This window comes from Thermoplasmata archaeon, from assembly GCA_036395115.1.
Lineage (GTDB): Archaea > Thermoplasmatota > Thermoplasmata > RBG-16-68-12 > RBG-16-68-12 > RBG-16-68-12.
Genome location: DASWDU010000005.1, coordinates 46,923 through 62,337, shown reverse-complemented (window position 1 = coordinate 62,337; position 15,415 = coordinate 46,923). Strand labels below are relative to the sequence as shown.

At 68.0% G+C, this 15,415-nt stretch carries 8 protein-coding genes and 1 pseudogene; 3 read left to right on the top strand and 6 right to left on the bottom strand.

Annotated features, from left to right (window positions below):
- Window positions 1-21 precede the first annotated feature (21 nt).
- From VF992_01035 to VF992_01020, 4 genes and pseudogenes are all read right to left on the bottom strand, one after another.
- Complete coding sequence (locus VF992_01035; protein ID HEX9339747.1) at window positions 22-1,515, bottom strand: hypothetical protein; 1,494 nt, start codon at window positions 1,513-1,515, stop codon at window positions 22-24.
- 70 nt (window positions 1,516-1,585) lie between these two features.
- Window positions 1,586-2,309: pseudogene (locus tag VF992_01030) on the bottom strand (ABC transporter ATP-binding protein).
- Window positions 2,310-2,405: 96 nt separating this feature from the next.
- The gene (serS, locus tag VF992_01025) at window positions 2,406-3,701 is read right to left on the bottom strand and encodes a serine--tRNA ligase (protein HEX9339746.1); all 1,296 of its coding nucleotides are present in this window, start codon (window positions 3,699-3,701) and stop codon (window positions 2,406-2,408) included.
- Between the two features lie 95 nt (window positions 3,702-3,796).
- The gene (locus tag VF992_01020; GenBank protein HEX9339745.1) at window positions 3,797-6,925 is read right to left on the bottom strand and encodes a S8 family serine peptidase; all 3,129 of its coding nucleotides are present in this window, start codon (window positions 6,923-6,925) and stop codon (window positions 3,797-3,799) included.
- A gap of 244 nt (window positions 6,926-7,169) precedes the next feature.
- Here VF992_01020 and VF992_01015 point away from each other — a divergent pair, with 244 nt between their 5' ends.
- The 3 genes from VF992_01015 (at window position 7,170) to VF992_01005 (ending at window position 9,037) form a co-directional block, all read left to right on the top strand.
- Entirely contained in the window at window positions 7,170-7,856 is a 687-nt protein-coding gene (locus VF992_01015) for a hypothetical protein (protein HEX9339744.1), read from the top strand.
- 180 nt (window positions 7,857-8,036) lie between these two features.
- Window positions 8,037-8,441 (top strand): hypothetical protein, encoded by a 405-nt coding sequence (locus VF992_01010; protein HEX9339743.1) that lies wholly within the window; start codon window positions 8,037-8,039, stop codon window positions 8,439-8,441.
- Between the two features lie 20 nt (window positions 8,442-8,461).
- Complete coding sequence (locus VF992_01005; protein HEX9339742.1) at window positions 8,462-9,037, top strand: helix-turn-helix domain-containing protein; 576 nt, start codon at window positions 8,462-8,464, stop codon at window positions 9,035-9,037.
- On the opposite strand, the gene VF992_01000 is transcribed toward VF992_01005, so the two are convergent.
- Both VF992_01000 and VF992_00995 read right to left on the bottom strand, forming a co-directional pair.
- Window positions 8,977-9,480 carry a hypothetical protein gene (locus tag VF992_01000; protein ID HEX9339741.1) on the bottom strand — a complete coding sequence of 168 codons (504 nt, stop codon included), beginning with the start codon at window positions 9,478-9,480 and terminating at the stop codon, window positions 8,977-8,979. The two genes, VF992_01005 and VF992_01000, sit on opposite strands and share 61 nt — an antisense overlap.
- A 201-nt stretch (window positions 9,481-9,681) precedes the next feature.
- Window positions 9,682-14,943: a PQQ-binding-like beta-propeller repeat protein gene (locus tag VF992_00995; protein ID HEX9339740.1), complete on the bottom strand. Its 5,262-nt coding sequence runs from the start codon at window positions 14,941-14,943 to the stop codon at window positions 9,682-9,684.
- Between the last annotated feature and the right edge of the window lie 472 nt (window positions 14,944-15,415).

Sequence of the window (15,415 nt, the reverse complement as noted above, 5' to 3'; positions counted from 1 at the left end):
GGGGCCGATTGCGGACCATGGTCACTTGCGTGGCGGCCGTGCGAATCGAGCCGCGGCCGCGGCGAGAGCGATTCCCGCGAGGAATCCGTTCAACCCAATGATGATGCCTCCGATCAGGAAGGTCGACGGGTCGCCCCACACGGCGAGCAGCGGAAAGCCCTCCATCGAGATTGACAACGCGATGACGAGTGCCCACGGCGAGAAGATCATCCCTCCCTGCCGGAGACCCATTTCCCCGACGGATAGGGGCGGTGCGAATGTGCCCGCGAGGATGGCCCAGCTAATTGACGCAAGCGCCACGGATTCGACGACGCCGAACCCGAGGAGGCCGAGGAGCGGCGAGGACGCCACGAATCCAGCGACCAAACCAACTGCCGACGCGAAGGCCGCCGGCAGGACAGCGCCGGCAATCAGGTACCCGCCGATCACCTGCGAAGGCCGAAGCGGGAGGAGGCGAATCGTCTCGAGCTGGGGCATCTCGCTCGACGGACTGAGCGAGCCGATCTGCAGGAGGACCGCGAAGATCACGCCTAACATGACGACGGTCCCCGCGGCGTGGATGCCGCCCGCGTCCGCGGCGACGCCCACCGGTGCCACGACAAAGAGGACCGTTCCGACCAACACGCCGTTCACGACGACGTATGGGAATCGCAGGAGGGCGGTGAGGTTCCGGCCGACGAGGGCCCACATGCCTGATCCGACGTCGCGGTATCGCGCGCGCAATCGGAGGGCGATGCGTCGGACGAGTTCCGAGCTCGGCGCTCGCTCGCGGGACAGCGCCTCGAAGGACCCCATTCGCCTCCCTCCGAAGTCTTCGTAGACCTGGTAGGGCCACTCATGCGCCAGGAACAGGAGCGCCGCGAAGAGGACCCACCCGAGGGAGATTGCGAGGATATCGGCGGCTCCGAGCGGGAAATCCAGCAGGAGTTTCGCCGGCGGGATGGCCAGGGACACGAGCAGAATGAGGAGCGGATCGTCCCATAGGTTCCCGTCCAGGAAGGTGACGGATGGGACGCTCAGCAGGAACACGCCGAGGGCGGTGAGGCCCACCAAAACCTGGGTCTTCTCCTTCGACCGATTCAGGCCGTACGCGACGAGGAGGCCCCCCGTCCACATCGTGCCGACGAGCGGGGCAAAGACCGCGAAGATCCGTGATGCCTCGAGCCACCCGGGGACCGTGAAGAACTTCCCGATCACGAGCCCCGCGAGCAGGGCCATGACCCCGGTCGCCCCCGTCGTCCGCACGAACGCCCGACGGACGCGGGCCTGGACGACCGAGGCCCGCCGAATCGGTGCCGGGAACACGATCTCGGCGACCGGAGGACGGATGATGAGGCTCAACGCGCCGACCGCGACGCCGACCAAGGCGTACGCGCCCGGCACGAGCACCGCCAGCAGGCCGGAGGAGAACGGGATCGCTCCGAGGGTCTCGGGGCGAGCGTTGGAGCCGATCAACCCGACGAGGACCGGGATCGCGAGGAAGCTGTAGAGGACGATCGTCGCCCAGAACCACACCTTGCGGCTCGCCCACCGCAGCCAGTTCCGGATTGTGCGCGCCGAGATCCACCGGAGGATCGCGAACTCGTCACGTCGCTCGATATTCCGCGCCCTCCGTGATCCGCAAGAAGACGTCCTCGAATGACGTCCCGCGCTCGGCCGCCGCTTGTTCCCGCAGCTGGTCGATCGTCCCCTGGGCGACGATCCTCCCGTGGTCCATGATCGCAACCCGTTCGCACACGGCCTCGATTAGTGGTAGGCTGTGGGAACTCACGATCCCTCCGGCCCCCGAACGCGCGCGCTCGCGGATCCATTCCTTCAGGACGCGGGCGCCTTTCGGGTCAATCCCGATCAGCGGTTCGTCGAGCACGAGGGCCGTGGCATCGCGGACCATCGCCATCGCGAGATGGATCTTCTGCTTCTGGCCTTTCGACAGCTCCATCGCGATGCTGTCCGCTTTCTCATCGAGGTCGAGCGCGTGGAGGATGCGGTCCGCCCGCGCCTCCCAGCCGTCCGAAAGGCCGTACGTCCGCGCTACAAAGATCAGATGCTCCTTCGCGGTGAGGAACGGGAACGGGTGCGGGACTTCCGGGATGAAAGCGAGCGCGTGTCGGGCCGGGGAGCGGATCCGCGACGATGTCGTGGCCTTCGATCCAGGCCTGTCCCGCATCCGTCCGGAGGAGGCCGCAGAGGCATCGGAGCGCCGTGGTCTTGCCCGCCCCGTTCGGGCCGACGAGCCCAAGGATCTCGCCGTGGGCAATCGACAGCGACAGGTCGTCGACCGCGACGACTTTCCCGAAGCGCTTCCGCATCCCTCGCACCGCGAGCGCATCCGCCACGGGATCGTCGAAGCGTGGGACGTAGGGATGAACGTTGCGGTGATCGGACCGGCAGAAGGCCACCGCGCGTCACTCACGGTCTCGGCCGACGCGCCCGATCGTCTCTTCCCCGCCCATGAACGGTCGCAGGACCTTCGGCACCTCGACGCTCCCGTCCTCCCGCTGGTAGTTTTCGAGGACCGCGACGAGGCCGCGAGAGGTCGCCATCGCGGTCGCGTTCAGCGTGTGCGGGATGAACTTGTCACCGCCGACTTTCCCTGCGCGGATGTTCAGCCGCCGCGCTTGGTAATCGGTGCAGTTGCTGCAGCTGATCACTTCGCCGTATTTCTTCTGCCGCGGATACCACGCTTCGACGTCGTACTTCTTCGCCGCGATGGTCCCGATGTCCCCGGTGCAGCAGTTCACGACGCGGTACGGGATCTCCAGGGCGCGGTAGATCGCCTCACCGTTCGCGCGGAGCTTCTCGTGCCACGTCCAGCTGTCCTCCGGACGGCAGAAGACGAACTGCTCGACCTTGTTGAACTGGTGCATCCGGAAGAGGCCCTTCGTGTCGACCCCGTGCCCGCCGATCTCCCGCCGGAACTGGGTCGCGATGCCCGTGAGGGCGATCGGGAGATCCGCCTCGTCGATGATTTCGTCCATGTACATCGCGCCCATCGGATGTTCCGACGTCGCGATCAGGAAGAGGTCCTCTCCGTCGATCTTGTACATGACCGTCTCGAAATCCCCGAGGTCGACGACGCCCTGATACGCCGCGCGGCGCATCATGAACGGCGGGAAGACCGGCGTGAAGCCTTGTTTCACCATGTGGTCGAGGGCGAAAGCGAGGAGCGCCTGGTCCAGCCGGACCAGGTCTCCGAGGAGGTACACGAACCCCGCGCCGGCGATCTTCCGCGCGCGCTCGAAGTCCGCGAGCCGCAGCGCCTCGAGCAGCTCGCCGTGGGACTTCAGTTCGAACTCGAGTTTCCGCGGCGTCCCCCACTTCGCGATCTCGACGTTCTCCGTGTCGTCCTTCCCGACCGGGACGCTCTCGTGGAGCAGGTTCGGCAAACGCAGGAGGCCCTCCCGGACTTTCGCCGCGAGCGCCTCGCTCTTCGCGTCGAGCGCCTCGATTCTCTTCGGCAGGTCGGCCGCTTCCTTCCGCAGCTTCTCCGTCGCCTTGCCGGCCTTCTTGGCGTCCGCGATCTGCCGCGTGATTTCGTTTCTCTGCCGCTTCAGCGCGTCCGCGCCCGCGAGCGCCTCCCGCCATTCCTTGTCCCATCGGATGACGTCGTCGAGGAGCTTCGCCTTCTCCGGAACGTTGCGTTTCGCGAGGTCGCGCCGGATGACCTCCGGGCTCTCGCGGACGAGCCGGATGTCGAGCAAGGCGGACTCGATGGAGCGGACCCTATTTGTACGTTATTCGAGGCGGCTCCCGCCGAGGTCGCCTTGTCGGATCCCTTCCGCGGCACGCGGGCGGGCTACGCGTGGACCGTGACGACCTCGCTCTGGTCCGCGCCCGCGACGTTGTTGCGGTAGATCAGGAGGAGTCCGCCCGGGGTGGCGCCGACCGCGGTGATTCCCGCGCTGCCCCCGGCCGCGAGGATCGCGACGGTGTTCGGGACCGCATTGAGCTGGACCTGCTTCGCGTTGAACATCCCGACGGGGGACACGTCGAACGATCCCGTCTCGAGGTCCGTCGTCATGACGACGTACGAGAACGGCTCGTTCGCGAGGCCGATCTTGGGCTGGTTGTTCGCCCGCGCGAGCGTGTTCAGGTCCGCGAGGAAGAGCGGTGCGCTCTGCCACGACGCGTGCAAGGTGTTCGGCACGATGAACTCGAGGAATCCCGACGGCTTCCCGGGCTTCGGGTTCAGGCTGAACACGGCGGACGCCATCGCGCCGTTGAAGGATCCCGTCGTCAGGAGGCCGAGGTCGGCGACCTCGACGAGGTAGTCCGGCCCGCCCCCGTCCACGTCGATCACGATGTCCGTGACCAGGAGGCTTGGCGCGCTCCGGCGGCCCCACACGGAGATGCCCCATTCGAGGACCTGGTCCGCCTTCGAGCCGACCGGATCCTTGCCGAACGACCGCACACCGGTCGCGCGGATGTCGAACCAGTCGTCCGGATCGTTCGGCAGGCCGTTGGGCTCCGCGATCAAGTCCTCGTTCGGCGAGGTCGCGCCGAGCTGATACACGTCGACGCGCGTCGCGCGGACCCCCGGGTTCTGCACCATGAACGACGAGCCGAGGGCGATGTCCGCCGCGGATGCGTGGGCCGCGGACCTGGCGATCGGAATCAAGAGGAACGGCACGCGCAGGATGTCCCCGCCCCCCGATTCCGTGAGGGTGAGGAAACCGTCCTTCTCGAACAGCGACCCTGCGAGGGTGTTGTAGTTTACGACCAAGCTCAGGGTGAAGTCGGTCGAGCCGCCCGCGTCGACGGACAGGGTGGCGGGATGGACGAGGGTGATCGCCCCGCCGACGTCCCCCGGCACCCGGAACGCCGAGCTCAGGGCGAACGACTTGGACGCGTCTCCCTTGTTGCGCAGTTCCAGATTCACGTCGTACTGCTGTGTCCCGGAAGCGCTCGACTCCGCGACGCCGAACGAGGCGCTCCCCGGGACCACGAGGGATTCGGTCGTCGCCGCGACGTCGACGCGGACGCGGCCGGCGCCCATGAGCGAGGTCGCGTACGGGGTCGTCGTGCCGGGCTTCGCGTCCGTCGCGGTGTTCATGAGGAGCGACTTGATCTCTTCGACGCTCCAATCGGGATGGAGCTGGCGGAGGATCGCGGCCGCTCCGGCGACGTGCGGAGAGGAGAACGACGTCCCGGACACCGAAGTCGCTCCGGTGCCCGAACCGACGAGAGCGGACAGGATCGACACGCCCGGCGCGGTGACGTCCGGCTTGATCGAGGCGTCGTTGAAGCGCGGACCGCGCGATGTGAACGGGGCGAGTCGGTCCGGGATCGGCTTCTGGTTCGCCGGGTCCAGTGTGAACGTCGTGTCGGCGTCGATCGCGTTCGTGAGGGCGCTTCCGTCCGCCATGCTCACCATGACCGCGGGAATCGAGACGCCTCCCACGCCTCCCATGACGATCGGGTCTCCGCCGACGCTGTTGTACACGACGACGGCGATCGCGCCGGCGGCCTGCGCGTTCTCGACTTTCAGCTGGAACGTGCACGTGCCGCGCGACACGAGTGGAATCTTCCCCGCGAGGCTCCCGGCGGGAAGGGCGGTGCACAGCTGCGCCGCGGGCGAGAGGAAGTCACCAAGCCTCGCCGCGAGGCCGGACTTCGTCCCCGTCTCCGCGAGGGGCGGCGTGAACGCGCCCTCGACGGACTCCTTGTCGCCGTCCGCGCCGGCGCTGTTCGCCACGGTCAGGAGTTGGAGCTTGATGCCGGGGTCGTTCCCCGCCGCGACGCTGATCGCCTCGGTCGCCGCCGCGGGCGCTCCCGTGATGTACGGGATGTTGCCGGAGTTGCCGGCGGACGCGACGACGATGACGCCCACGTCCACCGCCGCATCCGACGCTTGGGCGCCTGCCTCCGTGTCGCGTCCGAAGGCGCCGCCGAGGGACATGTTGATGACGTCCGCGTGGTCGGAGGTGTCGCCGTCCTGGTTCGGGTCCGTCGCCCACTCGATCGCCGCAATGACGTTCGCATTCGAGGTGCTCGCGCTCCCGTCGGCGGCGCAGGCGCTGAAGATCTTGATCATGTACAAGGAGGCGCCCGGGGCCACGCCGTGAGGCGTCAGAACGTTCCCATCCCCGTCCTCGACCGTCATGCCCGCGGCCGTGTCGGACGAGTGCGTCCCGTGGCCGTTGACGTCGAGCGGATCGGGGTCGGGGTGAGGAGTCGCGCTGCAAGCGCCGCCGGGGGCGCTCGCGCCGCGGGCGTCGTACGCCTCGCCGACGAGGTCCGTCCCGCCGATCACCTTCGCCGTCGGGAAGGATCCGTCCTCGATGACACTCGGGTCGTTCGATGCGTAATCAGCCGGGTCTCCGCTCCCGCCGAACGCCGCGTGCGTGTAATCAATCCCGGTGTCGATGACCGCGATGCGCACGCCCGTGCCGTCCGCACCGAGCTCCTCGTACGTCTTGCCGCCGAGGATGAACGGCACGCTCTGATCGAGGGCGATCGTGGCGACCTGCGTCGGGGAGATGTGGACGATTCCCGGCATGCCGGCAATCTGGAGGAGCGCCGCATGATCCAGGACGGCGGCGATCCCGTTGTAGACGATCGCGTACTCGTAGCGGACTGTCCCGCCCGCCGCGGCGATTGCCGCGCGGACGTCCGCGTGGGACGCGCGCACCGACGCGACGTACGCTCGCTGCGCGGCACCGTCGAGGGAAGGCATCCCCCGCGACGCGCGGTACGACTGCTCGGCCGCCAATGAACGGCCGCCCACTTCGATGATGACTTCGATCGGTCGATTCACGTCCGAGAAGACCGGACGGACCGCGACGGGCCCGCCATCCCACCGTTGCGGGCCGCGCAAGGCCGCGGCCGCATCCGCGCTCGCGAGCGCCAGCGCGTCGGAATTGACCGCTCGTCCAACGGCCTGCGAGAGCGAGGCGACCGGCACGACGCCGATCGCGCCGACCATGACGATCGCAAGGCACAACGCACTCAATGAACGAAAGGTACCCCCCACGCTCCCTGCCCCCGTTGCGGATAGGGAGAGGTGGCACGGGCTAAATAGGTTCCCCAGAATGACCGGATTCCCGATCCGGACCCTTATTTTGGTGCGGGGTCGACCCCTCAACAGCGAGGGGCGAGAGGGCCCGTCCATCGCCGAAAGGACTATCATGTAGCAAGAGCCTACTGCTCACGCAGGGGAGAGGGTCGCGTTGGCCGGGAAGCGTGTAGCAGTAGTGACGATTGCGTTCGTCGCCACCCTGGTCTTGATCGCAGTCCTCGCGTTGGCGACGGCGCTCGGGACTGGCGGTGAATGGTTCACGCCCTCCGTCGCGTCACAGTCGTACGTGGTCACGCTCATCGGCTCGGTCCTGCTCGTCCTCGGCTTGGCGATCGCCGCATCGCTCCACGTCGCCTCGATCGGCCGTGAGGTCGCGAGGCTGGACGAACGGATCGCCGTGGTCCGCGGATCCGCTCGAGCCGAGATGAGGTTCTCCGCCGTGGCCGACCGGGATGTCGATGCCGAGCTCGACGCGACGCTGGGCACGATGGAGCGCGACGTCGCCGTCGTGGAGGTACGTACACCGATGCCGGTGACTCGGCGACCGGGCGTGCCGACGATGCAGGAGGCCCGCAGCCTCATCCGGGAGCTCGTGAGCGAGCGATTCGCGGTGCGGCAAAGCCTCGCCGGGGTCCGGTGGGCCATCGCCCCCGCCGTCGCTGCCGCGATCGTCTTCGGGGCGATCGCTTCGGTGATGCTCCCGGCCGTGGACGGCTTCGCGAGGTGGAACTACCAGCTCAACACGACGCTCATCCTGTTCTTGGCCTACGGCTGGCCGGTCTTGGTCGCCTGGACCGTCACGGCGATCGCGATATCGAGGCCGATCAAGCCTCTGTAGGAAACCTCGACGGGGCCGAGAGGTCGCGTCGTCTGTTCAAAATCGAGGGTAATGCGACGACGGGACCGCGCCGCCTCGCGACGCGGTTCGCAGTCGAATGAACAAATTCTTTTTATCCATCCTTCTCAATACCACTCCGGGAAGTCGTCGGGGAAGCCGTCTAGGGGAGGGTTCTGAGTCATGGGCCATTTGGAAGAGCGTGGTGCATCCATCTTGTCGATCGTCGATCCGGACGGTCCGCTCGACGCCGCACTGCTGTTGCGTCAGACCGGAGTGCTCGTCGCAGGCTGGACGCGGACCGCCGTGCCGCACAACGTGATCACGGTGATGGCGGCGACGATGTTCGCCTCGATCCAGACGATCGCCGAGACGCTCGGAGACCCGAGCCCATCAGAGGTCGTCGTGGAGACGGAGTCCCGGCGCCTCCTGGCGACGAAGTTCGGGATCGACGAACTCATCCTCGTGGCCCCCAAGTCCGCGACCGAGGGGTTCCTGCGGCAGGTGGCTCGGAGGATCGTGCGGAAGGAGTCCCAGCGTGCGTCCGCAGAACCGCGGTCCCGCGCGTCGATCGTCGTCAGGGAGTGACCCCGGGGTAAGCGCAGAGCATGCAGGGAAATCCACCGGTCCGGCGCCACGGAGCTTCCGCCGGCAGGGAGACGGCCGCGAATCCGGCACGTTCGACCAAGGGGACCGCATCGTCCCGCCAAGTCGGGGCCCGTCGGCGACTCGAGCAGGGCACGCGCCGCCGGGTGTACGAGCACCTGCTCCTCCTCCCGGGGGACCACTTCCGCTCGATCGTGCGCTCCCTCGGCATCGGCGTGGGGACGGCGCGCCATCACCTCCAGATCATGGTGCGGGACGGCCTCGTGTACGAGCGAAAGGCGGACGGCCGGTCCCGCTACTACGTCGCGGGAAATCCGGAACAGCTCGCGAAGAACGACCTGTTCGGGAAGCACTGGGGCTTCCGCGACCTGCGACTCCGCATTTGGAGCGCGTTGAACCGCAGCGGCGAGAGCACGGCGACGCGGATCGCGTCGGCCCTCGGGATCACGCGACAGCTCGCGGCCTATCATCTCCGCCGCCTGGAGCAGAAAGGGCTCGTCTCGTCGCAAAATCGCCGCTACCGGGTGACGAAATCGTCCGCCGCGGAGCGGATCGACGAGAGAGAGCGCAACTCCTGAATCAGGTCGACGAGCCCTTTTACATCGTGCACGAGGGGAGACATCGACCGCGCCGCGAACGGCACGCCCCTCAGCTGCTGCCGCATCGCGCGCAAGCTCACGATGCACTGACGCGACGCCGCGAACAGCTGTTCCTGCGTCGCCTTCGCCCGGTCGAGCTGCGCCGACAGTTTGAGGACGCGCGCGAGCGTGTTGAGCCGCCACTGACGGTCCCGCTCCAGTTCGGCGGTAAGCTCCTTGACGCGGACCTCGAGCGGGTCGCGGGACTTCCGCTCAAAATCCAGTTCCTGCTCGAGGGTCGCGGTGCGATCGCGGAGGGCCACCGCCTCGGAGCGCGCGTCCGCCAGGGAAGGATCCACGACCGGGAATCCGTGCGCATCCAACTCCCGCGCAATCGTTTGGAGCTTGTCGCGGACCGCCATCGCCAACATCGGGTCGTCCATACCCGAGCCCTCGCGGATCGCCTCGAATCCGAGCCCGCGTCCTTTCCCGCGGAACGACTGGAGCGAGATATCGGTGCCGCTCCCGGAGGGGAACGATTGGAGGCTCGAGGACTTGCCGCAGAGTGGACAAACCGCGTGAGTTGCCGTGGATAGGGATGCGTTCAGGGTACCGTAAACCTACCGGTTTCCGCGGACGGAACCCTACGTCGGATAGTCTTCGATGGGCTCGTCGAGTTCTTCGTCCCCCGACGCTTTCTCCGGTTCCGCGGCTTGGGCGGGCGCGCCCTGCTCGAGGCGTCGCGCGAGCCGCCGGTTCTTCGACGTCAGCACGAGCACCGTGGCGGCCAGGAGAGCCGCCACGACGAGCAAGAGCAGCGCCGTCGGCATCCCGAGGATCCGCTCGGGTGGGAATCCCGCCTCGACGACCGTCACGTCGACCGTCGCGGACCTCGGGCCCGCGACGACGGTCAGCGTCCCGCTCCCCGTGTGGTCGCCGCTCGTGAGGGTGGCGCTCCGGCCGTCCGGCGAGATTTCGAGCGAGCCGATCGTCGACGACCAGGCAAACGTCACGTTGCCCAGGACGTTGCCGTACCGGTCGAGTGCGAGCGCCTCCAGTTCGACGGCACTTCCGAGCCGGACCGTGACCGGCGCCGGCATGACGATGACCCGTTCCAATGTGCCGCTGACGACGCGGATCGGGAACGTGTTCGAGACGGATCCCGAGGCGAGGGTCACGGAGGCCGTCATCGCGGAGACGGGCGCACGGTACGTCGCATACATCCCGCGACCGTCGATCGGCGAGACGTCCCCCGCGGTAGGGGTCCAAACGATCGTGACGTCCTCGACGGGATTCCCGAATGCGTCTTCGGGGAGGGCGTGCAACACCACCGTGGCGCCCGCCTCGACGTCGATCGTTGGTGGCGAGAGGGCGATCGACGCGAGCGCCGCCGAGACCACGCGCACCGTGGCGGTGCCGGAGAGGCCTCCGCTCATCGCCGTTAGGGTACCGTTGCCGACGCTCATCCCGGCGGTGAATCGCCCGGCCGCGTCGACCGTGCCGATGCCGCCGCCGACCGCCCACGTGACGGCGGAGAGCGCCACCGCATTGCCGTAACGGTCGCGACCCGTCGCGGTGAACTGTGCGGTTCCTCCGGCCGATACCGAGACGGTCGCCGGGCTCACCTCGATTTCGGCGAGGCTTCCCGGCACGATGTTCACCGTCGCTCGTCCGGTGAATCCGGCGGTCGTCGCGGCGGCCGTGTCCGTCCCCGAGGTCATGCCGGCTCCGTAGACCGCCGCATCGCCCGACGGCGTGGCCGGCGTTACGGTACCCAGTCCGGCCTCGCTGGACCAAGCGAACGAAGCGCCCCCGACGAGATTCTCGAAGGCGTCATATGCGCGTGCGGTCAGCGCGGCGGATCCGCCTATGGCGACGTCCACGGAGGCGGGCGTGACGTCCACGCGACGGACCGAACCGCCCCCGACGAATCCGTAGGCGCTCACCTTCCCGGATTCATCGCCCACGACGAGATAGCCGTCCCCGATGGCGACGGACGACGTGCTGCCCGCCGGGGAGACGAGCGACTGCTGGAGGAGCCGCCCGGTCGCGCCGTCCCATGCGTATAGCTTCCCATCCCATGCCGCGAGGAAGACGGTGCCGTTGTCGTACGCTGCCGAAGCGCCGACCGGGCCTTTCGCCATGAAGGATTGCCAGACCACGCGCCCCGTCGCGGCATCGAGCGCGTACATCCGTCCCGCGCCCGTCTCATTCGCGAACACGCCCACGTAGACACGCCCCGCGGCGACGACGGGCGACGCGACGTCGACGACCTTCCCCAGTTGCGGGGCCTTCCACAGCCGCGCCCCGGTCAGCGGGTCGAACGCGTACACGGATCCCGAGTAGTCGCCGACGTACAGGACGCCGTCCGCCAGGGTCGGCGCCGATGTGATCGGGGAGCCGACCCGCGACCGCCAGAACTCCATCCCCGTCGACCCGTCGACCGCGATGATGTCCCCGAGGGCATCCGTGACGAAGACGATGCCCGCCCAGACGGTCGGGCCCTGGAATCCCTTGTCGGGCATCGCGTACGTCCAGCGGTCGGTCCCGGTCGCCACATCGGTCGCATGGAGTTTCTTCCCGCTGTTGTCCGTCCAATAGACGGACGTCCCATCCACGGCCGGCGTCGTGAAGGCGGACGCGCCGACGGCCGGGGCGGTGCGTTTCCAGAGGACCGCGCCGCTCGCCTCATCGAGCGCGTACAACGTCACGGCCGCCCCGCTTCCCGTGACGAGGGCGACGTACACCGTGCCCCCATCGAGCGCCGGCGTGCCGTGCACGTAGCCGAAATCCCCCAGGAACACCCGCCATGCGACCGCGCCGGTCCCGAGGTCGAGCGCGGTCACCGTCCCTTCCCTTTCCGTATAGAAGACTGTGTGATCGTCGATGACGGGGGCGCTCCAGTGGATCCGGGAGCCGCCGGCCGTCGTGTTCCATCGGGCCGTCAGCGGCAACGCGTACGGCGTCGGATTCACGCCACCCCGCTCGCGGTTCGCGTGGAACTGCGGCCACTCCGCCGAGGGCGGCGAGTCGGGCGGCCTCGCCGGTGTGCGGAACGTGTAGTACGCGCTCCCGTTATCCGCCCGCGCCGTGTTGCCCGCTTCGTCCGTGGACAGAACGTAATACGAGTACGTCGTCGATTGCGTGAGCCCCGCGAGGACGAGCGAGTGGTTCGTCACGCGTGCGGCGTCCGCTTGACGGATCGACGGCGAGCCGGCGCCCCAGTAGACGACGGAGTCGCTCGCCTCGTCGGTCGTCCAGCCGATCGTCACGCGGAAGAACCGCAGGCCGTCGGCGGCGATGCCCGAGATGACGGGCAGCGTGTCGTCGACCGTCGCGTCGTCGTAGACGTTGCCGGCTCCGCCCGTCCCGTCGTCCGCGTCGTAGTACGCCGCCGTGATCGTGTCCCCGTTGCGCACTTGGAGCCGGCCGTCGTTCGTCGGTAGGCCGCTGTTTTGCAGCTGGATCGATCCGGTGAAGATCGCGGTCGACGCGCCCGTCTCGGTCAAGGTCACGGTCTCCGGCGTCGTCTCCGTGGTGCTCGTCATCGAGGCCGTGGTGGTGTCCGGCGCGTTCGGGTCGACGTTCAGGTCCGGGTCGATGACCTCGATGCCGACCCAGGCGGTCGATTGGTAGTGGTTCCGGTCCATCCGTACGAACCCGCGGTGCTGCGAGATGCCGCCCGTGACGACCAAGGCGTAGGGCTGCGGTCCCTGCGGCACGTTGTACGCCGAGACGCGGACGGTCCAGATGCCCGCTTGGACACCGCTCCGCACGAGGACGCCTTCGACGTTGTTCAGGCGATCCGAGCCGCCCGGGTTCGGCGTCGATTCCCCCGGGTTGTAGCCGGTGAACTGGTTCCCCGCGAAGATCGTGCCGTCCGGAGCGATGACGACGAGGTCGAGGTCGTTCACGAGGTTCGGGGTCGACATCGGCGCCCCGGGATAGTCGCTCCAGACGAGCGTCACCTCGACGGGCACCGAGGCATCCCCGATCGCGAGCTGATACATCACGGAATCGCCCGTGTTCACGCCGATCCGGTGGTCGTCGGTGAACAGCCGCCGCGAATCCCCCTGAAAGAAAATCCCATCATCGAGGAGGATGCGGCCCCATCCCTGGTTGTCGTTCGGATAGCGCGCCTCGCCGTTGTCGTACGCGCCGGTCCCCGTGATCTCGGCCGCGCCGTTGATCAACGTCGCCTTCAGGAGCGCGGCGGACGGGACGAACCCGTCGGCGGACTGCCGCGTGCCCGTCGGATACCAGCCGTCCACGTAGTACTGCCGGAGGAGCGCGACGGCCCCCGCGGCGGTGGGCGTCGCCATGCTCGTGCCGCTCAGTTGCGCGTAATCGTCGCACTGCCCGCTCGGATCGCACCCGTGCGCCGACCAGATCGCGACGCCGGGCGCGAGGACGTCCGGCTTCAGGCGCCCGTCGCCCGCGGGGCCTCGGCTGCTGAAGGACGCCATCTTCTCCCGGTTCGGACCGTTCTGGCTCGCGCCGACCGCGATGGCGTTCTTCGCGACCGCGTACGGGTTGATCGTCGAGGAGGACGGCCCCGAGTTGCCCGCCGCGTACAGGACGACGAAGTCCGGGTGGGTCCAGACGAAGTCGTCCGTCTCGGACGCCTCCACGATGTAATCGCTGCAGCACGAGCCCCAACTGTTCGTGTGGATGTAGGACCCGCGATCCGCCGCCGCTTGATACATGTCGTGGAGGTCGGACGGCGGGAAGATGAACGTGCCGTCGGTGGATAGGTCCTGGATCTGCAACGTCGCGTCGAACGCCTGGCCGTCGTGCGGTCCCGCCGTGCCGTTGGATCCGGTCGCGTCGCCGTCGTACACGTGCCACACGCCGTCGTCCCCGGCGACGGTGCCGGCCACGTGCGTGCCGTGGTTGATCCCGTTGTCCGTGCCGTCGCCTCGCGCGTCCGAGGGCGTGTAGTACGCGGTGACCTTGCGGTGATCGGGTCCGGGCGTCGCGTTGGACGGGTCCTCGAAGGCGTCGTGCTGGTAGTCGAGGCCCGTGTCGCCCACCGTGACGATCTCCCCCGTGCCGAAGAGGCCGTGGTCGTGGAGCGGCGCCGCATGCGACGTCCCGTTCCCGCTCTCGATCACCCATCGCGCGATGTCATTGAGGGTCCGCGGCCGGAGCTCCCGGTCGATCCACATGACGTCGGGGGTTCGAGCGAGCGCCACGAGCGCATCCCGTCCGATCTCCGCGCGGACGATGCCGGACGACGCATCGGACCACGTGATGCGCGACCCTCCGAGCGAGTCGATCGCAGCCGCCACCCGGAGCACCCGGGAGACCTCGAACGGGAGGACGGTCACGCGAAGCCGGGGCGACGTCGACCCATCGGACAGGGGCCCTCCCGCCGCGATCTCGGCGGATGGATCGGACCATGCGACCCACGCCGCGTCGGGCGCGGATGCCGCATCGCTGGTGGCGGTTTCGCCATACGTCGATTGGAAATCGACCTCGGCGAGGTGCGCGCTCAGCTTGAACGCCGGTTCGTACAGGCCGATCCATCGGACTCCTGGGATGTCGCGGGCCCTCACCGCGTCCGACGGGCTCGCCCGGACGACGAATGCGTTGAAGCTCACGTAGTAGAGGAGGGCGAATCCTTCGGAGGCGAGCCTCGCCTTCATCGCGGCCGTGATCGGAGGCTCGAGTTGCAACAGGTAGTACGCCGATTCGCCGGGGGGCACGCGTTCATATCGAAGCGCTTCCGGAGATTCCGGCGGACTGAGGAGCGGATCGAAGTGAAAGCCGTTCACGTTGATGTAGGAGCCCGCAGGGTCCCCGCTGAACGTCGGAGGAATGGACCCCGACCCGCTCGCTCGGGCCAGCAGGGGGGCCAACAGTGCCCCGGCACACACGATGAACGCGAGGATGGATGCTCGCACCGCGGACCGACGAACGGTGTACATGGGCAGCGCCCGGCATGGCTTGGGGGCCCCGTTCGGGGGCCCCAAGGCGGTCACCATCGTTGGTCCCACAACTTAACGGGTCGGAGCAAACCCGCGGCCGGTGAGAATCAGTTGCGCTGAGAACTGAAATCGATACCGGAATTGTGCCGATTACGGTACCGTAATCGCCGCAGACCGTTCGCGCGTCGTCGGGCTACATAGCTGCGTCATGGCGCGGGCATTCTTGCGTTGGCGTTTGGCTTCGAAGGCCTTTTCGAGCGGGCGTTCCGGGGAGTCGGACGGAGCGCGATCGTCGCTTCGTCGGAGTGTAATTCCCGCCGCCGAAATTGGCGCAGAGGTCGCCCGTTGCGCGGCGAATCGAGTCCGCTGAAAATTCCGCAAAAACTGTTCCACAGCCGGAATATAGCCGATGCAACATCCGGAGTCGCGAAGGGCTTCTGCCCATCTC